This window comes from Acinetobacter sp. GD03645, from assembly GCF_029845285.1.
In the GTDB taxonomy this organism is placed as follows: Bacteria; Pseudomonadota; Gammaproteobacteria; order Pseudomonadales; family Moraxellaceae; genus Acinetobacter; species Acinetobacter corruptisaponis.
Genome location: NZ_JAOCLL010000007.1, coordinates 122,678 through 144,464, shown reverse-complemented (window position 1 = coordinate 144,464; position 21,787 = coordinate 122,678). Strand labels below are relative to the sequence as shown.

The 21,787-nt window shown below is 43.8% G+C and carries 17 protein-coding genes; 10 read left to right on the top strand and 7 right to left on the bottom strand.

What is annotated here, in order from left to right; translation table 11 throughout:
• Positions 1 to 190 precede the first annotated feature (190 nt).
• Positions 191 to 2,728 (bottom strand): sulfite reductase flavoprotein subunit alpha, encoded by a 2,538-nt coding sequence (locus N5J47_RS07600; RefSeq protein ID WP_279959349.1) that lies wholly within the window; start codon positions 2,726 to 2,728, stop codon positions 191 to 193.
• Between the two features lie 250 nt (positions 2,729 to 2,978).
• On the opposite strand from N5J47_RS07600, the gene N5J47_RS07595 reads away from it, so the two are divergent.
• From N5J47_RS07595 to N5J47_RS07585, 3 genes are all read left to right on the top strand, one after another.
• Entirely contained in the window at positions 2,979 to 3,494 is a 516-nt protein-coding gene (locus N5J47_RS07595) for a sigma-70 family RNA polymerase sigma factor (RefSeq protein WP_279959350.1), read from the top strand.
• A 4-nt stretch (positions 3,495 to 3,498) separates the two neighbouring features.
• Positions 3,499 to 4,449 (top strand): FecR domain-containing protein, encoded by a 951-nt coding sequence (locus N5J47_RS07590; RefSeq protein ID WP_279959351.1) that lies wholly within the window; start codon positions 3,499 to 3,501, stop codon positions 4,447 to 4,449.
• 90 nt (positions 4,450 to 4,539) lie between these two features.
• A complete protein-coding gene (locus N5J47_RS07585; protein ID WP_279959352.1) occupies positions 4,540 to 6,990 on the top strand; it encodes a TonB-dependent receptor in 2,451 nt (816 codons plus the stop codon).
• Between the two features lie 64 nt (positions 6,991 to 7,054).
• Here N5J47_RS07585 and N5J47_RS07580 read toward each other — a convergent pair whose 3' ends face one another.
• Both N5J47_RS07580 and yccS read right to left on the bottom strand, forming a co-directional pair.
• Positions 7,055 to 7,639, bottom strand: coding sequence for a YcxB family protein (locus tag N5J47_RS07580; RefSeq protein ID WP_267982064.1), 585 nt, complete (start codon positions 7,637 to 7,639; stop codon positions 7,055 to 7,057).
• 105 nt (positions 7,640 to 7,744) lie between these two features.
• Positions 7,745 to 9,919, bottom strand: coding sequence for a YccS family putative transporter (gene yccS, locus N5J47_RS07575; protein ID WP_279959440.1), 2,175 nt, complete (start codon positions 9,917 to 9,919; stop codon positions 7,745 to 7,747).
• A 107-nt stretch (positions 9,920 to 10,026) separates the two neighbouring features.
• On the opposite strand from yccS, the gene N5J47_RS07570 reads away from it, so the two are divergent.
• Positions 10,027 to 11,238, top strand: coding sequence for a multidrug effflux MFS transporter (locus N5J47_RS07570; protein ID WP_279959353.1), 1,212 nt, complete (start codon positions 10,027 to 10,029; stop codon positions 11,236 to 11,238).
• A 71-nt stretch (positions 11,239 to 11,309) separates the two neighbouring features.
• Here the strand turns inward: N5J47_RS07570 and N5J47_RS07565 are convergent, their stop codons facing one another.
• Together N5J47_RS07565 and N5J47_RS07560 are read right to left on the bottom strand one after the other, a co-directional pair.
• Positions 11,310 to 12,998, bottom strand: coding sequence for a hypothetical protein (locus tag N5J47_RS07565; RefSeq protein WP_279959354.1), 1,689 nt, complete (start codon positions 12,996 to 12,998; stop codon positions 11,310 to 11,312).
• Positions 12,999 to 13,022: 24 nt separating this feature from the next.
• The gene (locus N5J47_RS07560; protein WP_279959355.1) at positions 13,023 to 13,727 is read right to left on the bottom strand and encodes a nitroreductase; all 705 of its coding nucleotides are present in this window, start codon (positions 13,725 to 13,727) and stop codon (positions 13,023 to 13,025) included.
• A gap of 419 nt (positions 13,728 to 14,146) precedes the next feature.
• Here N5J47_RS07560 and N5J47_RS07555 point away from each other — a divergent pair, with 419 nt between their 5' ends.
• From N5J47_RS07555 to sbmA, 5 genes are all read left to right on the top strand, one after another.
• Complete coding sequence (locus N5J47_RS07555) at positions 14,147 to 14,296, top strand: hypothetical protein (protein WP_279959356.1); 150 nt, start codon at positions 14,147 to 14,149, stop codon at positions 14,294 to 14,296.
• A gap of 24 nt (positions 14,297 to 14,320) precedes the next feature.
• Complete coding sequence (gene gltS / locus N5J47_RS07550) at positions 14,321 to 15,556, top strand: sodium/glutamate symporter (protein ID WP_267982059.1); 1,236 nt, start codon at positions 14,321 to 14,323, stop codon at positions 15,554 to 15,556.
• Between the two features lie 93 nt (positions 15,557 to 15,649).
• Positions 15,650 to 17,125 (top strand): alanine/glycine:cation symporter family protein, encoded by a 1,476-nt coding sequence (locus tag N5J47_RS07545; RefSeq protein WP_279959357.1) that lies wholly within the window; start codon positions 15,650 to 15,652, stop codon positions 17,123 to 17,125.
• A 135-nt stretch (positions 17,126 to 17,260) separates the two neighbouring features.
• Positions 17,261 to 18,238, top strand: coding sequence for a patatin-like phospholipase family protein (locus N5J47_RS07540; protein ID WP_279959358.1), 978 nt, complete (start codon positions 17,261 to 17,263; stop codon positions 18,236 to 18,238).
• A gap of 207 nt (positions 18,239 to 18,445) precedes the next feature.
• Positions 18,446 to 19,645: a peptide antibiotic transporter SbmA gene (gene sbmA, locus N5J47_RS07535; RefSeq protein WP_279959359.1), complete on the top strand. Its 1,200-nt coding sequence runs from the start codon at positions 18,446 to 18,448 to the stop codon at positions 19,643 to 19,645.
• 46 nt (positions 19,646 to 19,691) lie between these two features.
• Here sbmA and N5J47_RS07530 read toward each other — a convergent pair whose 3' ends face one another.
• Entirely contained in the window at positions 19,692 to 20,207 is a 516-nt protein-coding gene (locus tag N5J47_RS07530; RefSeq protein WP_279959360.1) for a chromate transporter, read from the bottom strand.
• A complete protein-coding gene (locus N5J47_RS07525; protein WP_279959361.1) occupies positions 20,204 to 20,776 on the bottom strand; it encodes a chromate transporter in 573 nt (190 codons plus the stop codon). The genes N5J47_RS07530 and N5J47_RS07525 overlap by 4 nt, the downstream gene beginning before the upstream one ends.
• 104 nt (positions 20,777 to 20,880) lie before the next feature.
• On the opposite strand from N5J47_RS07525, the gene N5J47_RS07520 reads away from it, so the two are divergent.
• The gene (locus N5J47_RS07520; protein ID WP_279959362.1) at positions 20,881 to 21,786 is read left to right on the top strand and encodes a LysR family transcriptional regulator; all 906 of its coding nucleotides are present in this window, start codon (positions 20,881 to 20,883) and stop codon (positions 21,784 to 21,786) included.
• Position 21,787: the final 1 nt, after the last annotated feature.

The window sequence follows — 21,787 nt, the reverse complement described above, 5'->3', positions numbered from 1 at the left end:
CTGTAGAATTTGATTTTTAATCAAAAAACATACAATTTTAGATTGTTTTTTATCCAAAAATGGCGTTTTTATTGAGTTTCAGTAGCGAAAAACAACAAACCCCATCATTTAATTAAAAGTGATGGGGTTTGTCATTAGTCTGAACGGGTGTTTTCACACCCGTTGTTTTTGGAGGAAAGTGAACTATGAGTTAATAGACATCCCGACGATAACGTCCTGCCTGACGAAGTGCATCCACTTTTTCTTCACCTAGGATATCGGTAAGTGCCTGATCTACACCTGAAGCCATGCTATCAATACTGCCACAGACATAAATGACCGCACCCTGGTCTATCCAGCTAATTAACTCATCAGCCTGTTCACGCAAGACATCCTGCACATAGATGCGCTGCGCCTGATCTCTGGAAAAAGCCAGATCAAGATGTTTGAGCGTACCCATATTTTTCCATGCTTCAATCGTTTCCTGATAGAAGAAATCATGTTCACGTTGGCGTTCACCAAAGATCAGCCAGTTGGCGCTGTAATCCTGACGGTTACGCTGCTGTAACAGGCTCATTAATCCCGCAATGCCTGTACCGTTGCCGATACAGATAATAGGGCGGTTGTCATCAATCAAATGGAAAGATTCATTGCTACGAATGCGTAAGGCAATCGTTTGTTTTAAGGATGCAAACTCGGTAAGCCAGCCTGAACCCAGTCCCAATTGACCATTTTCATCACGTTGTTGACGCACTACCAGTCGTAGAACTTGCTGTGACGGGATGCTGGCAATCGAGTATTCCCGTGTTGGAAGGGTAGGAAGTTGTTGCAGCAGTTCCTCAGGATTGTTAAATGGCTGAATCTCAGTGCGTAGGTTTTTATCCCACAGCAATTGTTCAATAGGTTGTTTGAGTGAGGCGACCTGACTGTTGGCAGGAATTTGATGCTTGGCCAGAAAGGCTTCAATCTCAGCCATACTATTGGCTGGTTGAATCTCGGCAATATCTCCCGCATGCCAGCTAATGTCATAAGGTGCTGTCAGTTCAATATTATAGGCTGCCTGTCCCAAACTATTTGGATTAAGTACATGGCGTTCACTGAGTGTCCATTGATCGAAGACCTTTTCAATATTCATGGCATGCAGTTCATGTTGAGTTACCACAGACAAGGCCTGATTCCAGCGTTGAATGTCATTGGCATTTGCATTGTCCACTTCGATTAACTCGAAAAATGCCTGTGCATTGCATTGTTTTAACCACTTATCAACCGCATAACCAAAACTACAGTAACTGTCTGGATATTCTCTGGAACCGAGCGCCAATACCGCATATTGCATGTGACTGAGGTCAGGCGTCTGTTGCATGAGCTTTTTACAGAATCCTGCTGCCAGGTCGGGCGCTTCACCTGTGCCATAGGTGCTGACCACGAATAGAACCTGCTGTGCCTGCTGTAAATCCTGTTCAGTGAGTTGCTGAATGGGTTTTACCACAGTCGGTTGCTGTGCCTCCTGTAGGCTGGTGGCAGTGCGCCAGGCCAGTTGCTCAGCTACACCTGTTTGAGACGCATAAGTAATCAACCAAGGAACTGCATTTGGATCAATCTGTTGTGAGTTAAGCGATTGGCGTGCTGCCAGCGTCAGTTTCTTCTGTTTACGGCGTTTGAGGTACAGCATCCAGCCTGTCACAAAGAACAGAGGCATTGCTAGTGAGGCAAGCAAGGCAATGAACTGGTAGGTTGAACCAAAGAAACTGCCACGATGCACAGGCAGCATGCTACTCATGATTTTCTCATTGAGCTTTTTATCTTCATATAATTCTAGTTTTTCAATTTTTTGCTGCTGATAGTTATAGACAGCCTGATTACGTGCGCGTTCATGCTGTGGAATATTGTCAACGAATGATAGCTCTAGCTTTGCGTCATCATGCTTGGGAATGTTTAGGGTGAGGGCAGAGTATTTGCCGCCAATCTGTGCATTGACGTTTGTCCATGTCTGGTCAAGAATGCTGCTGACCTGTTGCTGGGATAATTCAGGCCATTTGGCCTGACCGCGCTCATTATTGTGCTCATTGCGTTGGGGCTGTTCGACCCCCATGACCTTGAACATACCCGCACGCCACCAGTCATAGGACCAGTATAAACCTGTACATGCAAACAACAGGTAGAATACAACCACCCAGGTTCCAACCACCGCATGTAAGTCCCAGATAAAGTTGCGACCTTTTAGCTTGGGTTTGATAAAGAACCATTGTTTAAATGAGTGTTTCTTCGGAAAACGCAGATAAAGTCCACTCAATACGAAGAAAATCAGCATCAGCGCAGAAGCACCTGTCAGCTGTTTGCCAAAATCACCCATCGTCAGATAACGGTGTAAACGCTGAATAAACTGAAAAAATTCCCGCCCCTTGATCTCAGGCAGAACCTCGGCAGTATAGGGATTGACCATCATGTTATAGCCACGCCGTTCACCTTCTTTCTTGATATTGACTGTAGAAGAGGCGGTTGGGTCGGAAGAGAGGGTAATGCTGTTGATCTCAATTCCAGGTTGTTGCTGGTTGAAATGCTGATAAAGTTGCGCTGGTGTTAGCTTGGGTGTCGCTGCGGCTTGTACCACATAACTTTGCTGATTGATCATTTTTAAGATTTGTTGATCGTAGGAGTAAATGGCTCCTGTCACTCCCATGATGGAGAGGATCAAGCCAGCGCTGATTCCGAGAAACCAATGAATCTGGAAAAGAGTTTTCTTAAACATGGGTAAAAATGGAAAGATAATGGAATTTCTGTAAATATAACCCAACAATAAGAATAGAATATGGATTTTGTAGATAATATTGATTTTGATTCTTATTTTCAAATATGGGTTAATAAACCTTATATAAAATAAGTAGGAAGATAACTGGTAACATTTGGAAAAGGACTAAAGCTTGGCGATAAACTGCAATTGAATTTATAAGAAAATTAAATGATAATAATTATTATTTGTATAATGGAATGCGTATTCCATGTCATCTTCCTCGCTCAACCAGCAGTTTTCAACACTCTATCAGCAACACCATACCTGGATTTATCACTGGCTCTATAAAAAAATGGGAAGTTCAGCCGATGCTGCTGACCTTGCACAGGATACCTTTGTTCGGATTTTGGCACGACAGCAACAACTGGAACTTCAGCAGCCACGGGCTTATCTGGTCAATGTTGCAAAAGGCCTGATGGTGAACTGGTTGCAGCGCAAGGAGATTGAACGGGCTTATCTGGAGGTGCTGGCACAGCAACCTGAACGGGAGCATCCATCACCAGAGCGCCAAATCCTGATTATTGAAACATTAACTGAAATTGTGGAATTGTTGGCTGAACTCCCTGATACCGTACGCTTAACATTTCTGTATGCCCAACTGGAGCAACTCAAGTATCAGGACATTGCGGATCGACTAGGAATTTCGGTCAGTACAGTGAAACGTAATATTCAGCGTGCCTATATGCATTGTCTGGACCTTATGCTGGCCGCCGAGGACATTTAAGCTGATGCCAAGTGTGAATAAGCAGCAAATTTTAGCTGAAGCCAGTACATGGCTCATGCGGCTGCAAGAAAGGGAACTTTCTTTAGAGGAACTTGAACAGTTACAGCAATGGCAGCAACAAAGCCCACTGCATCAAAAAATCTGGCAAAAGGCCTTGTTGCTGCAAACAAAATTTTCAGATGTGCCGTTAGACATTGCCATTCCTGTGATGCAAAAAGTTGGACATTCCTCCACACAGTCTTATAAAAAATATCTGTGGTTACTGGCATTTTTGCCGCTCTGTTCAGGCCTGTATCTTGCCAGCGAGCAACAGCAATGGTTGGCTGATTATCGTAGTGGGGTAGGTGAGCGAAAACGTGTTGTGTTGCCTGATGGGGGAATGGTGCTGCTCAATGCATCTTCCGCAATTGATGTGGAGTATACCGATCGGCAACGTACAGTAGTGTTACGCAAGGGTGAAATCTGGATAGAAACCCAGCATGACCCGTTGAAGCGTCCATTTTTTGTCAGCACCCGACAGGGTACAGCACAGGCATTGGGGACAAAATATCTGGTGAAAATGATGCCTGAATATTCACAGGTGGCGGTGACACAAGGGCGGGTGCAGGTGTCACCCCATCAATCACAACAGCAGCAAATCATTGAAACCCAGCAACAGCTAAGCTTTGATGCAAGGCATATCAGTAAGGTCAGACCTTTTGAGGAGAGCAATATTGCCTGGACCAAAGGCTTTTTAATGGTCAATGAAATGACATTAAAAGATTTTGCTGAACGTTTGCAATTTTATCAAAAAGGGATGATTCGGGTGGATAGCGAAATTGAAAATATAAAGATATCAGGCAGCTACCCAATTGATGATCTGGAAAAAGTCTATGCAATGCTGGTCCAAACCTATGGTCTGGAGATTGAGAAGTATGCAGGTGGCTATTGGACAGTCGTGCAGCAGGCAAAATAAAAACAAAAAAATCTGTTTTTTCCTGAGCTGATTTTTATTTTCAACTGGCATAGATCAGGAACGTATCATGAATATTGATCAGGGGGGAATATGTACGCTCAACAGGGGAAAAACGTGCTTGCACAGGCAATACGGATTGCTGTGCTCAGTACCGCATTGGGTATTTCAGTCACCGCCTATGCTGCCAATGAGCAAGCACAGCAGCATTATGAGATTAAATCAGGACAACTGGGACAGGCATTATCCAGTTTTGCCATGCAGTCAGGTGTGGCATTGTCATTTGACCCAGCACTCACCAAGGGGATGAATACACAGGGGCTGAGTGGTTCCTACAGTATTGCCGATGGGTTTGAACAGCTTTTAAAAGGTACCCAACTACAACTGGTACAGCGTGACCACGGTGGCTGGAGCATTGAAAAAATTAAAAACACACCACAGCGATCAAAACCAGTTCGTGAGGTGGGGCAGCTCAACAGCATTGCGGTGAATGGTATGGCACAATCGGCGGTTGATGGCAACGCGTCACAGCTTCCCGTGATTAAGGTTGCAGCGGATGATCAGCCTGTCGGATTAAAAAAGCGGACACAGTCAGGCGTTCTTGGCAATAAATCCATTTTAGACACCCCTTTTTCTGTAACGGTGGTTGAAAGTAACGACATTGCAAAACGTGGTGCGAAAACCTTAGGGCAGATTTTTATCAATGACCCTGCTGTTTATAGTCAAAGTGCTGCGATGGCAACGGACTGGTGGGGAACGTCAGTTCGTGGGCTTGGAGTCAGCAATTACTATGTTGATGGTTTTCCAATGGCCTTGAATTGGGGCGGGGATTTTCCATCCGAAGCGGCTGAAAGTGTCACTGTGTTAAAAGGCTTAACAGGCTTTATGTATGGGTTCGGTTCCCCTGGCGGAGCAATTAGTTACCAACTTAAACGACCTAAAGACAGTCCAGAAACCAGTGTTGAAGTCAGTTATCGCAACCCAAGTACATTTTCAGCTTTAATTGATACCAGCAACTATCTTGATGCCGTCGATTTGGGATATCGTTTTGTTGTAGGTGGGGATCAGGGCAAAGCCTATAATGACGCTGAACAGAACCGCTTTGTGACATCTTTGGCGCTGGATAAAAAAATTACGGATCATTTAAAGTGGACCGCCAATTTTACTTATGAAAATAATAAAACCGAGCATGAACCCCCAGTATTTGACTTTTCCGCTATAACCGAAAAATTGCCTAAGGTAACTTATGACTATGATAATTTGACGGTTGATAATTCCTTTTATAAAACCAATACCTTTACTGCTTCTACAGGGTTGGGCTGGGAGATCAATGAGGACTGGAATGTTAAATACCAGTTTGGCTATACCCGAAAACTACATGAATCCAATCTCACCTTTGCCAGTTTATTAAATACTGCTGGGGATTATGACGGAACCATATACCAGTTTGCAGGTGTATCTGAAACGCTAATGAATCAGGCAATGCTGACTGGAAATCTTGCCACGGGCAAGATTCAGCATGAGTTGGTCGCAGGGGGAGGCTATACCAAAAGTACTGACAGATGGTCTAAGCAATCGTATTGGTCTACGGATTATACAGCGAACCTGTATTCGCCAACCTCTTTTAGAATTGCCAATACACCAGATTTTAGTTTGGAACCAGATATAGGTAGTCAGACCGCTCAGAGCTATGCTTTCTTAAGTGATACGATTAAGCTGAATGAACAGTGGCAGGCTATTTTAGGATTACGGCATACCTACTATGACCAGGAGGATGTGGATCACGATCCAACAGTTGATTCGGGATATAACACTAAGGAGACCACACCAACAATTGCCTTACTTTATAAATTTGTACCTGAAGCCACCCTGTATGCGAGTTATGTTGAGAGTTTGGAGGCGGGTTCTAGGGTTGGTGAGAAATATGCCAATGCAGGTGAGGTATTGCCAGCCACAATAAGTAAGCAATATGAACTGGGTGTGAAATATAATGTCAATCCATTTGGTATAACCGCCGCTCTGTTTAAAATGCAAAGAGCTGCAACAATGGACAGCATTCAAGATGGCTTAAAATATTTAACTCAGGATGGTTTAACCAATTATCAGGGCTTGGAGCTGAGTGGGACATATAAGCCAACCAATGCATTAAAACTTGGATTGGGGATGATGTATCTGGATGCCAGTATTGATGAGGTTGCAGAAGCCAATAAGGCGATTGAGGGTAAAGTGCCCGCAGGCCTTGCCAAATGGTCGGGTGTTGCCAATGCTGAATATGCAATTCAGGCAATTGATGGACTAAGCCTGCATGGCAATGTCCGTTATAATGGTTCTTCCTATATTAGTTCAGACAATACCATACAGGTACCTGCCTATACACTTGTAAATACAGGCCTCTCCTATAAGTTTAAACTGAATGGGCATGATGCGGTGGTGAATGGAAACATTAACAATCTGTTGAATAAAAAATATTGGGCTTCGAGTGGAACCTGGGCAAGCATTGGTGAAGCCATCAATGGCGTTGTGTCTTTAAAGGTAAACTGGTAGATGGCAATAAGAAAAAACCCAGCTTAGGCTGGGTTTTTTATATACGGCTTATTGCTGGATCTGATTACAGCGGTTTAGCCGCACCAACCGTCTCATTTAAGTGCTTGCGTACTGTATTAAATGAGAAATTCTTTGAATCCATGCGTTTTGGCAGGATGTAGGCACCTTGCTGCTCTTCACCTTTTGGTGTTTTTACCTTGAAATTAACCAAAATAAAATCAGGGGTATTGTACCATTCGTAAATATCTTTCCAGCCGATGGTCGCCGTACCTTCCTGAAGTCCCATTTTCTGACGCATCACAATCCCGTGGGGCTGTACACCTAAACGAATCCCCTTGATTTCCTGCACAGGGAACTCGTTCATTTTACGTTTCACATACCATTCAAGACCAAACTTCTTGATGAGGTAGAACAGCACCACACCAATGATCACCACCCAGCAAATCGCGGTTGAATAGGTGGAGTAGTACTTGATTAGGCCTGCTGCTACCAGTGAAAGCACCACAAGTGCAATCATAATCAGCCAGGCCTTGCGGCTGAATTTATTGGTACCACGCCAAATCATAAGTTGGGCTTGACGTTGTTCTTGTTCAGAAACTTCGTAAGGAACGGGTTGTAGCGTATAAGCGTATAGCGTTTTGGCGGTCATAGTTTAAAAAATGAGTTTAGAACTGGGTTAAGTTTACCATTGATTGGCATGCAAAGATATTAGGCCAATAGCGAATCATAGGGACGATTGAAATACCAATAATCCCTAAAGTGAGGCAAACTCGGTGCCATCCTCATGGGGTTCATGGCTTAAACTCTGTTTCAACATACTTAAACGGGTCAAAATACTCAGGATCAGGGAAAGCTGCTGTAAAATAATCAGCGACTTCTGGTCATTTTCATCATTGCGGCTCAGGCGTTCCCGTATGCTTTGCAACATATTTTGTGAAGAAAGATCAGGCACTTCATCTCTTAACAGTGCGCCCTGAATATCATCCAGTGCCTGATCCAACAGGCTTAATATCTCAGGGTCTTCAATGCGTTCACGGTGCGCACCCAAGGCCGCGATATAACTGAGAAAGGTATGGCTTAAACAGAGAAACTCAAATGCCTGTGCTTTCTGGGTGGGATCAATATTGGGTTCGGTTGCAAGGGTGGAAATGAGTGATGCAACTTCCGCATCATTGTTATGCGCCGCCCGTCTGACCACGCGGTAGTTCAGGGCATTATTCCGTCCCTGATGATACTGCGTCACTACTTCCGCCAGATATTTGCATTGGGCTTGCAGTGAACGTTGAATGGTGCGTGGCAGGCGGCGGAACTTCCAGTCGGGCCAGATAAAGCTGACCCCAAACCATGCCAGTGCACAGCCAATGAGGGTGTCAATTAGGCGTGGCAAACCTGCGGCAAAGGCGGAACCATCTAGATTGAAGTTGATCAAGGCCAGAATGGTGATAAAGGCGGTTGCCTGGGCATATTGTTTACTACGTAACTCGAAAAATAAAACCCCACTGAGCACCAACATGACCAGTTGTCCCTGAAGTGAGGGAATAAAGTAAATAATCGCCAGACCGACAATAATTCCAATCAGGGTGCCGACAATTCGTAAATACAAACGGCGTTTGGTCGCGTTAAAGTTTGGCTGACAGACAAACAGGGCAGTCAGTAGAATCCAGTAACCATAGGCAATATTGGTTAACTGAATGAAGATGTAACCGATAAATAGGACAATGGACAGACGCACCGCATGGCGGAACAGCACTGATTCAGGTGTCAGGTGCTGCTTGACCCGTACCATCATGTCATTCCAGCCTTTCAGGTCATCATCCTTGAGCTGGTTTTCCGCCTGCTGGGCATTGATCAGTTGAATGTTGCGTTCAGTCTCCAGATTCTGGAGCTGGGCATCAATTGACTTTAAGTTTTGATAAAGTGCAAACAGGGCATTAATCCGCACCTGATCATAGACTTGGTCTGCATGCAACTTTTCCAGCGACAGCCTTAAATTTTCAAAGCTGTGCTTAAAGCGTTTGTTATGTACATAGCGGGTACGGGTTAAAATACAGTTCGCCAAGTCCTGACAGGCTTTGCCCTGAATGGTCAGGATACGCTGGAATCGAAATAAAATATCACTGTGCTGAAAAATCTTGGCCAGTTTCTGATAGTCAATATGAGCTGAATCTGCCCGCTCATGAATATCCTGCGCAACAAAATAATACTGCAAGCTACGCCGTGTATCTTTCTGGCCCCGATCGCCCTTGAGGCGGGTCAGCAGCGCCATACGCATGTCATTGAAGATGGAAATCAGCTTGCCATTTTCCAACGCTAGATCAATCATGCTTTGTTGATAGCTTGATGGGGTCATGTCGACATCGAACAGATTGGACTTGGCAAATAAAAAGCTACCCAGCGCATGATATGACGCAGAGAGCTGATCCTGCAATTTACGCACAGGAAATAACAGGAAGCTAATGGTGGAAAGCAGCCCATACCAGGCTGCGCCAGCCACCAATAAGGCTGGTTGTAGATACCATTGTTCAAACAGGTGTACCCCCAACATTGAGTAGACTGAAACCACCAGACAGCCATAGGCAATGGTGGCATAACGCCGACCCAGCGAACCCAGTAAAATCCAGCCGATACAGGAAACAATCAACCCGATTGCAAAAACGGCAGGATAGGGAAATAGTAACTGAACCGATGCCGCAGTGATAAAGAAGCCGATATAAGTATAAATCAGGTTCATGATCCGCACGGAAAAACGGTCATCAATGTCACTGATCCCTGCGGCGACTACACCCAGTGTCAGTGGAATGGTAGCAAGCTGGAAATTGAGCAGATAGGGGACAAAAGCCGTGCCTGTAAAAGCAATAAGCATACGCACGTTATACATGAACGTGGTGTTGTAGGTTGCCTGTTTTAAACGTCCGAACCAGGGATTCAAGGTTAATCCTTTTTGTATTCTGCTATCGATTTTATCACTCATATTATGCACAAATACAGTGAGGATGCTAAGCTTGCAAACATGATTAACATGAAAAGTACAGTATTATGCAGGCAGAGCAACCTCGTCAGCGTCAATATTCAACAGCATGGATATTATTGCTGGCTTTATTGACAGCTTTAGGTCCATTATCAATTGATATGTATTTACCCGCGCTGCCACAAATGGCGGATGAGTTTGGGGTAAGTATGCAGATGATTGCCAATACCTTACCTGCATATTTTCTAGGACTTGCGATTGGACAACTGATTTATGGGCCTGTAAGTGACCGTATTGGGCGCAAAACCCCCTTGTATTTTGGCTTGGCCTTGTATGTGGTTGCCAGTTTGGCCTGTGTTTTTGTGAGCAATGAATGGGCCTTGATCGCCGCACGTATTTTTCAGGCTTTGGGTGGCTGTGTCGGGGTGGTGATTGCCAGGGCGGCCATCCGTGATCGTCTGGATATGCAGGGTTCTGCGCAGGCCTTTTCCAGCATGATGATTGTGATGGGGCTTGCACCGATTCTTGCACCTATGTTTGGTGCCTGGATTCTAACATTTTTCCCGTGGCAGGCTATTTTTATCACTTTGGCGGTGATTGGGGTAATCTGTTGGTTGTGTGTACATTTCTTCTTTAAGGAATCCTTGCCTGTAGAACGCCGTTTAAATTTGTCTCTTTATCAGGTGACGACCCTTTACGCCGCAATCTTAAAAGATGAAAGTTTTAGAAGACCAATGTTTGCAGGCTGTCTGACGGGTGCGGCATTATTCTGTTATATCAGCTCTGCCTCCGCTGTGTTTATGGGGCAGTATGGGTTGTCACAGCAGCAATTCTCCTATGCCTTTGCGCTGAATGCGGGCGGGATTATGCTGATGTCCTCACTGAATAAACACCTTAATACCCGTATGGATATTTTTCCACGCTTGCGCTTAGGTGGGACAATTCAATGTTTTGGTGCATTGATTGTGGTCTGTGCTGGGGTTATGACCCATGCACCCCTTTGGCTGTTAATGTCAGGTTTATTTCTGGTCGTCTCAGGGATTGGCCTAACTGGGCCTAATGCAATGGCTTTGGCCATGTCGAAACAGGGCGCGCGGGCAGGAACAGCCAGTGCCATCATGGGCAGTATGCAGTTCGCCTGTGGCTTGTTGGGCGGGGTAATTTTAAACTTCCTGATTTGGAAAGCATCACTCAATATGGGATTGATGATGTTGATGTTTACCAGTGCGGGACTATTTGCGATCTTTAAAGTGGGTAAGCAGATGAATGCTGCTGCTTAAATATTAAAATTGCACATAGAGATTGTGAGGTAAATATCAGACAGATAAAACATCTGTCTGATACTTCTGATTTAAATTAGTTGCTTGGATGCAACATAATATTGGCGGGTATTGGTTGGTGATGTAAAGTCATCAAATCCTTGCCAAAAGGCTTTAAACAATAATGGATTTAATTCAGCGGCAGTGGAAGAGCCAGAAGAAAGTGGCGTATAAAATTCAAATTTTCCATCTTTATACTGGTAGGGAATAATCACAACCCATTGTGCTGGATAGGGTGCATAAGAATGAATATGTAGGCTTAATGCATCAATGCGTTCCATCGGGAGGTTGGCATAAATATCTTCAACAAAAGCCTGTCTTGGATAATGCTCTGGATTGGTTTTAAGTAATTTGTGTCCCTCTTTTGCAGGATCATCGTACATCAATCTTTGTAATAAGATTTTTTCTTTAGTTGCTTGAATAATAGTTGACGTTAATGATGAACCGCCTTCAATCATATATAGGCTGTTATGTGCTAAAAATCCTGCTATTTGCATTGCGCTAACAAATGCTTGTTCCATATCATTTTGTGCTTTTATAGATAAATTTTTATTATCCTCTGGGATCGGGATAAGTGGGATTGCATGTTGTTGATAATAGCTTAAGCGTTCTCTACAAGTCTCTTGTGGTTGATCAGTAAATAAGCCATCACAAATAATTTCAATAGGTAAATGATGAAAGCCATTTCCAATCATACAACTTATAAATGTACCTAAAGTTTGTGGAAAATCATCTCGTTGATTAAAGGCTTTCATTTCTTCATATGAAAACCATTTAATCGATTGATGGGTGATGCGAGCAATGGTTGTACCCAAATAAATTCCGCAAAAAATCACAAATTGCTGATAAGGCTGTTCCTCACAATATTGTGCATAATCAGGCTTAGTTTGTTTTTTTATTAAGGATAATATCTGATCAAGACGATGTAGGCTTTCGGCAGTAAAATCTAGATGAGTATCATTGAGCTGCTGTCTGTACGCCATTGGAATTTGTGGTTCTGCTGAAAAGAAGTCATCTAGAACAGTTTTGACTCGGTCACTGGTTTGAAGTGGTGCTTGCTGTTGTGTTGAATGAGTATGAGATGAATGTTGTTCATTGTGCTGTTGTGAAGATGAATTCTGGGTTTGTTGCTGATTTTGTTGTGAATGTGTGCTATGCCCTGACCCATTCGGTCTTTGAGGGGTAGGCCGATTACGTTTTCTGGTATGAGATTGATCGCTGTTTTTAAAAAATTTCCATCCAATAAATCCTAAAATCCCAAAGGCAATAATAAAAAAGAATGGGAAACCACCTGAACTCTTTGTTTCAGTCATGTTCGCTGGTTGTACTGGAGCTGCTTCTGCTGGTTGAGTGGATTCGATACGTACATATTCAGTCGTTGTAGTGGTTTTAGGCTGTGTTAATTGCTCAATCCTTTGTTCTTGTATCGCTTGTTGTTCTTGGAGTTGCTGTTCAGTTTGTTGTCGTGCGGCCTCTCTTGCCCGTTTAATCTTTTCATGAAGTTCCTGTTGGTATTGGCTTTGTACTGAAGATTGTTCTATCTCACTTGGTACTGAGGACTCCTGCGTTTCTTCAGCATGAGAGGCTGTGGAGGATAAGAAAAGAAGTAATACAGCTGGGTAGAGCCTAAACAACTCCCTGGAATTTGACATGGAGACCCCTAATATTTTAAATAAATGATTTTTATTGCTTTTATTAAGCTTTCTCCCGATGAATATCAAAGGGAGAAATAAGGTTAAATGATTCTAATCCACAAATACAGTAAAGTTTTCAACAGCTTCGCGTGGTGTAATAAAGGTATTTACAATATGGTCGGGGTCTGCATAGCCCAAGGCAACAGTGCACACCAATTCTTCATCGTCAGGTGCGCCAAGCACATCCAGTACGATTGGATGGAAATGGTTCCATGCGGCTTGTGGGCAGGTATCCAAACCCCTTGCCTTAGCTGCAACCATAACATTCTGAATCATCATGGAAATATCCATTTTTGAACCAATGCCCATTGCCTTGTTTACTGTGAAATACAGGGCAACAGGTGCATCAAACAACTGGTAGTTACGCAATTGCTGTGCCGCCATTTTTTCCTTTTCCCCTTTTTGAATCCCCAGCAAACCATAGAGTCCCCAGCCATTTTCACGTCGACGGTCAATAAAAGGTGAAACCCATGTTTCAGGATAATAAGCAAAGGTTTCCTGATACTGCCCAGCGAGTTCTGGCTTTTGAAACATTTCCATTTGTGCGTTACAAACACGGTCAATCATTTCAGCTCGTTTTTTACCTGTCACCACATACACTTTCCACGGCTGTGTATTTGTACCAGACGGTGCCCGACTGGCAACCGCCAAAATGTCCTTAATGGTTTGGGTTTCAATAGGGGTATCCAGAAACGCACGTACTGAATGGCGGGATGTAATGGCATCATCGACGTGGCGGACTTGTTCCATGTTCATAAAAATTCCTCATCTTTTATGGTCTTTCTCATGGAATGAGACTATAAAGTAATAAATAACTTTTGCAGATGACTTTTTAGTCGTAGATTGGATTTTGGCTAAAAATATCTAAATGAGGTCTGCCTTATAAAAACAGATATATTTTTATTCTTTTGTTTCTTTATGTGAAAATTAAATGTATTTGTAACACAATGAAATAGAAGTAATATTTATTGATATATATTAGGGCTGTAATTGCCCCTAGAATAAAAAAATACACACAATATTCTAAATTTATGCATAATACGCCCTTTTTTAAAATTGATTAGGCTTTCCTTGCTAACACGGTGAGGGGAATTTTCTAGCTCAGGCATATCGAATTTATCCAATTTTATGCCTGTGGAAAATGTTGAAATATACACCAGATACAGGAGCTTCTCATGAGTTTACCTCTCATCCGTAAGCCATTTATTCAGGACTTGGCAATAACCGTTGCAACTTCCATGATGAACAAATGCCTATGCTGCCAGTGGGCAAGAACAGATGCAGCACTTTCGCGCCATCGTTACAGCGCTTGTTCATCTACATAACAAATAGAATAAATGGAATAAAATATGGAATTTACTTTTAATGGTTTCTACACGCTAATTTCGGCAGTGATCGTTCTGTTATTGGGACGTTTACTGGTCAACAAAATTGATTTCTTAAGACGCTACAACATTCCTGAACCTGTCGCAGGCGGTTTGGTGGCAGCAGTGGTTTCCCTGCTGGTGCATTCACTCTGGGGCTACAGTATTGTATTCAGTACCGAATTACAGACTAGTTTTATGCTGATCTTCTTTGCTTCCATTGGTCTAAGTGCCAACTTTATGAAGCTCAAAGAGGGTGGTATTGGATTAGTCATTTTTCTGGTCTGTGTCGCTACATTCATCATCGTACAAGATGTTGTCGGGATGAGTCTTGCATCGTTGTTAGGTATTGATCCTCTGATTGGTTTGATTGCAGGTTCAATCACACTGACAGGTGGGCACGGTACTGCGGGTGCTTGGGGCGAAATTCTTGAGACGCAGCATGGTATCCAAGGCGCTTTGGCATTGGGTATGGCAAGTGCAACTTTCGGCCTGATTATTGGTGGGATTATCGGCGGTCCATTGGCCAAGCTGCTGATTAACCGTTATAGCCTTGCCCATGCAAAAACCTCTTCCGAGATCAAGAATCGTGATACCCATCTCGACCAGCATCCTGATGAACTTGCGCCATTTGAAAATCCACATCAAGTCCGTTTGATTACTGCGGATAATGCCATTACCACACTGGGTCTGTTTGCTGCATGTCTGGCATTTGCCGAGTTTATGACAGGTTATAGCAAAGGCACCTGGTTTGAGCTGCCAACTTTTGTCTGGGCATTGGGCGGTGGTGTTGTTTTGCGCAACATTCTGGAAAGCATATTAAAGGTTGATATTTTTGACCGTGCAATTGATGTTTTTGGGAATGCCTCATTATCCCTTTATTTGGCCATGGCCCTGCTTTCACTCAAATTATGGCAACTGGCAGATTTGGCTGGGCCTTTAGTGGTGATTCTTGGTGCGCAAACCCTCACCATGGCGCTATATGCCGCGTTCGTGACGTTCCGTGTCATGGGTAAAAACTATGATGCTGCCGTGTTGGCGGCAGGTCATTGTGGTTTTGGTATGGGAGCAACACCCACTGCGGTTGCAAACATGCAGGCGATTACCAATATGTATGGCCCGTCCCATAAAGCATTCCTGATTGTGCCGCTGTGTGGCGCGTTCTTTGTTGACTTGATCAATGCAACGGTCATTCAACTCATTTTGAAATTCTTTGTCTAATTCGGATCAAAAGCCCCACATGGGGCTTTTTTGATTCATCCATTGTGATCGTATATGTACGGTCGTACATAAAATATCTAAAGCGAATAAGTGATGAATGAAAAATTAAATGACACCCTGATGGCCTGGGTTAGTTTTTTCAATGATCCCCTATGGGATTTCCTGGTTATTTTTCTACTGGCAGTGGGTATCTTTTATACAGTGGCAACCAAAGCCGTACAGATCCGAATGTTCTTTCATAGCATCAAGGTGATGAAGGGAAGCCGTAAGGCGGAAAAGGATATGCATGGCCTGACACCGTTTCAGGCCTTTGTAACGGGCCTGGCAAGTCGTGTTGGTGTGGGAAATATCGCAGGCGTTGCAATTGCAATCGCCGTTGGTGGGCCAGGTGCTGTATTCTGGATGTGGTTTACCGCAGTACTTGGTATGAGTTCCGCTTTTATTGAATCATCACTGGCTCAGCTATTTAAAGTCAGGGACAACAATACCCAGCAGTTTCGGGGAGGGCCAGCCTACTACATTACCAAAGGGTTACGCAGTAAGGCCTTTGGTGTTGTCTTTGCGCTTGCACTGATCTTTACCTACGGTTTTGTATTTAACTCTGTTCAGATCAATGCCATTGCCAATGCTTCTTCCCATGCATGGGGTTGGGACAAGGCCAACCCAATTGTCCATCTAGGTGCTGTTGATCTGGAAATCTCATGGGTGGGGCTGGCGCTGGTGGTGATGGTTGCAATTGCAATCTTTGGGGGAATCAAGCGTATCGCCAAATTTGCGGAAATGTTTGTACCCTTAAAGGCTGGGCTTTATTTAGCGGTTGCCCTGTACATTGCCATAAGCAACTATGAATTGCTGCCAGGTATTTTTAGGCTGATCTTCACTGAAGCATTCCAGTTTAATGCGGCAGCAGGTGGTTTCTTTGGTGCCATGATCTCTATGGCCATGATGCAGGGAATCAAGCGTGGCCTGTTCTCAAACGAAGCGGGTATGGGTTCTGCACCAAATGCGGCAGCGGCATCGGATGTAAAACATCCTGTGAACCAGGGTCTTGTGCAAATGCTGGGTGTTTTTGTTGATACCTTTATTGTATGTACCAGTACCGCAATCATCATTCTGGTGTCGGGTGTCTACCACGATGCAGGCTTTGTCGGTGTTGAACTGACCCAGCGTGCCTTGGAATCCCAGGTGGGAAGCTGGGGTGGTGACTTTCTTGCGATCCTGTTGTTCCTGTTCTGTTATTCAGCAGTACTGGGTAACTATGCCTATGCGGAAAGTAATGTGCAGTTTATCAATAACAGCCCAAAAGTGATGTTCATCTTCCGCATTTTTGTGTTGGTGATGGTGTATTTCGGTGCGATTGGCAGCGTTCCATTGGTTTGGTCGATGGCGGACTTGTTTATGGGTATCATGGCGACCATCAACCTTGTGGCAATCCTGCTGTTAACGCCAATGGCACGCACTTTGCTGAAAGACTATACCTCTCAGCTTAAGAAAGGTATTAAGGAACCAGAGTTCAAGATTGATCAATATCCTGAACTAAAGAAAAAAGTTGGTTCAGATATCTGGTGATTTTGATAGAAGCTCCTTTCGAGGAGCTTTTTTATGAATTGCTGGTCACAGCAGCAAAAAAACTGATACAGCATTTCAGGTTGGGCAGAGCTAAAATTTAAGCTGGAAACACAGTAAATATGGCAACAACTGCATATGAAACGGCTTAAATCATGCATACTTGGACTTTCAGTAATCATTTTAACAGGTTGCCAAACAACCTCACATTTACGTCCAGCGATTGAAGATGCCCAGGCACAAGTGGTGAGCCAGCCTTATAGCTATATCAAACAACAGCAAAAACGTCCCGTAATCGCTTTGGTTTTGGGGAGTGGTGGCGCACGTGGCTATGCCCATATTGGGGTGATAGAGGTGCTGGAACAACAGGGGATTCGTCCAGACTTTATTGTTGGTACGAGTGCTGGAAGTATCGTTGGTTCAATCTATGCCAGTGGCAAAACCGCCGCCGAGTTGCGTGACATTGCCCTAAAGCTGAAAGCCAATGACGTTCGTGATGTCAATGTCAGCTTAAAAGGGTTTTTTAACGGTAAAAAGGTTGAGGACTATATCAACCAGCAGGTACATAACACGCCCTTGCAGAAGCTCAAGATTCCAATGTATGTGGTGGCAACCGAACTTAAGGATGGCAGCAGAACAGTATTTAACTATGGCAATACTGGACAGGCGGTTCGTGCCTCGGCCTCAATCCCCAGCATGTTTGTACCCACCAAAATTCATGATGTTGAATATGTTGATGGCGGGCTGGTGAGTCCTGTGCCTGTTCAGGTTGCACGTGACCTAGGGGCGGATGTAGTGATTGCGGTGGATATTCTGGCCCAGCCGATCCACACGGAAACCACCAATGTCTGGGGCTTGTTTAACCAGAATATTAATATTATGCAGGGCCGTCTGGCTGAAGAAGAGCTGAAAGATGCGGATGTGGTGATTCAACCTGACTTGCGTGAAAAGGCCCATATTTTTGATATTAAGGGACGTGAAATGACCATGCAGGCAGGGATTGATGCGGCTCAGTCAAAGCTTTCTGAAATTGAGCTCGCCATTCAAAGTAAGAAAAACGCTGCACAATTTGCTCAGCAAGATTTTGCCTTAAAGACCAGTCTATTAAATCCCTAAGGTTTATATAGTCACAGAGAGTAACAGGTTCAAAATTGTTTCGTTGACTTAAACAAATTGTAAATACTCGTCAAAAAGCTATGAAAAAATTGAGAAAGAAGGTAAATAAGTACAATTCATTAAACTTTCTATCAGACAAAGTTAAGTTTGAGGTTATAGGATGACGTACTTGCGTCAATTGCAACACAACAAGGATTGTTAAGCACGATGTTTAAATCATTTTTTCCTAACCCACGTCCATTTTTTATCTCGGTGGTGGTATGGTTGGCCCTGAACATGCTGCTCTGGTACACAGGTGGTCATGGATGGGGTGAATATCTGGGGTTCCCCAAGGGCTATGCTGAAGCAGAGTTGCCAATTGGGGTGAGCCGTTTCTGGTCGCCTGCATTTATTTGGTTCTATCTCTGGTTTCTGCTTTCGACCGCCTTGTTTGCAGGGTTCTGGCGATTCCTTTCCGATAACAAATGGCAGAAGTGGTCAATCTGGGGTTCAGCCTTTATCCTGTTTAATATCTGGTTTTCGGTACAGGTTAGCGTTGCGATCAATGCATGGTATCAACCATTTTATAATCTGATACAGCAAATGTTGGATAACAAAGGTGGAAATATTGATGATTTATATAATGGTACATTGACATTCCTTTATATCGCGATGGTTGCAGTGACATTTGCGGTGATCAACGCATTCTTTACCAGCCATTATGTGTTCCGCTGGCGTACCGCCATGAATGAATACTACACTGCAAACTGGGATCAGCTTCGTCATGTCGAGGGGGCTTCGCAACGTATTCAGGAAGATACCATGCGTTTTGCTACGATTGTTGAAGACTTGGGTGTTGAACTTATTAAGTCTGTTATGGTGTTAGTTGCATTCTTGCCGTTGTTATTCAAGCTGTCTGAAAAGGTTCCAATTTTACCAGTCGTTGGTGAAATTGAACATTCACTGGTATGGGCGGCAATAGTCTGGGCTGTGGTCGGAACTGTGGTGTTAATGATCGTAGGTCAGAAATTACCAGGACTACAATTTAATAACCAAAAGGTTGAGGCAGCTTACCGTAAAGAGTTGGTCTATGGTGAAGATCATGAAAATCGTGCTGATCCGCTTACCCTGAAAGAATTATTTAGCCATGTTCGATATAACTATTTCAAACTTTATTTTCACTATGCCTATTTTAATCTAGTGGCAATCTGGTATAGACAACTGGATATTTTATACAGTCTGGTGGTTTTATTTCCAGCAATTGCAGCAGGTAAAATGACACTTGGACTCATTACTCAAATAGGAAATGTTTTCGATAAAGTGCGTGAATCTTTCCAATACTTAATCAGCTCATGGAAAACCATTATTGAATTATTATCCATTCACAAGCGTTTAAAAGCATTTGAATCTATTCTTGATAAAGATTAAGTCATTCAATAATAAAAAAACCTGCATGATGCAGGTTTTTTTATGACTACAGCAAGCACATCCCAAGTCCAGCACCCAGTGCCATAACCCAGAGCGGATGAACTTTTTTAAACATCCCGAGAATCGCGGTCACAATTACGATTATAACCAGTAGCAGGTTTTGTGCGGAGGCATCTGCAATCAGCCATGCACTGACCAGAACCAAACCGACAGTAATTGGTTTAAGTGCTTTCTCAAAACGTGCCCGTAAAGGATGTGCCTTAAAACGCTGCCAAAATTTGAGTGCATAAATCGTAATGATGGAAGAGGGGCCAAACTTGGCCAGTGAGGTGACCAGCAAACCTGCTGTACCTGCCACATGCCATCCAACCAAAGGCACGATCATCATGTTTGGTCCAGGTGCAGCCTGTGCCATGGCAAACAGTGAGCTAAACTGTTCTGCTGTCATCCAATGGTGAACTGTCACCACCTGATGCTGCATTTCAGGAAGAATGGCATTGCCGCCTCCGAAAGCAAGCAGTGACAATTGGGTAAATACGATTGCAAGTGAAAGCAAAATCATGACTTTTTCACCCCCAATACCAGCATGTTCATTGTAAGCAGAAAGGCCAAGGTCAGTGCCAGCGGAAGCTTGATCCAGAGCATAAATACAAAGGTGAGTAGAATGGTAAAAAAGGTCAGGTAGCTTTTTAAAATTGGCCTGAGCATTTTAAGGCCAGTCGCAAACAACAACCCTGCTGCTGCGGCTGCCAGCCCCTGAATCATATGCTTGACCACAGGTAAATACTGGAAGTATTCGTACACCTGATAGAGGATCAACACGATTGCAGTGGGTGCCGAGATCAAACCCAGTACCGAGCTGATCGCACCTTTTATGCCTTGAAACTCCATGCCAATCGCAACCGACATATTGATGATGTTCCCCCCAGGCAATAACTGACACACGCCCAGCAGGTCGGTAAATTGACTTTCATCCAGCCAGTTATGCTCTTCAACAATAATGCGATGTGCCAATGGTAGAACACCACCAAAACCCATCAAGCCCAACTTCATAAAACCCATAAAAAGTGCCTTGCAATCAGGAGCATTTGCGAGTGGTTCACGCTCTATTGATAGGGTTTGGACTTTCATTGGATTTACCTGACTTTTCATCTATTCTGGAAATAGCATGGAAGATTTATGCTATATTCACAAATGCTATTTTCTGCATAAACCATACTTTTTAGGTATATGAAATGGACATCCATAAGCTGAATGCTTTCGTTGCAGTGGTTGAGGAAAGCAATATTTCCAGGGCTGCTGTTCGCTTACACATGCAGCAACCGCCACTGACCCGACTGATTAAAAGTCTGGAAGAGGAACTGGACACCACTTTGCTGAAACGTTTGCCACGTGGGGTTGAGGTAACAGAAGCGGGCAAGGTGTTATATCAGGAAGCGATCACCATTCTGGCCCATGCCCAATCAATACCAAAAAGGGTGAAAAATATTGCACAAGGTTTGGAGGGTCAACTCAATATTGGTTTTACCAACTCGGCAGGTCTGCATCCATTTCTACCTGCGGTGTTACGCCAGTTTCGTGAGCAGTTTCCAGCAATTGCCATTCATCTGGAAGAGGATAGCAGCAGTGCATTAACAGATGCAGTGATCAATGAAAAACTGGACATTGTGTTTTTACGCAAACCCGCATCCATTCATGCCGAAGTACAAAGTCTGCATGTGCTGGATGAACCCTTGATTGTAGCCCTGCCCAATAATCATCCATTGGTGAGTCGGGAGGGCGCAATCCGTCTGGTAGATTTGGAACCTTATGAGTTTGTACTCTACCGACGATTAGCAGGACAGGACCTGTTTGATAATATTCTGGCAAATTGCTATCAGGCGGGTTTTAATCCCAACATTGTGCAAGAGGCACCGCGTTTAACCTCAAGTCTCAATCTGATTGCGGCTGGCATTGGGCTTTCAATCGTACCTGACTCTATTCAGGACTTCTGGAATAAGCAGATTGTCTATCGAACACTGGAAGCGAAAAAGCCCTGTATTGCCCCGATTTATGCCATTTACCGAGCCAAGGAAAACAATATTCGAATAGAGCATTTCCTGAATTTGCTCAAGGAAAGCCAAAAATCTCAAACCGCATGAT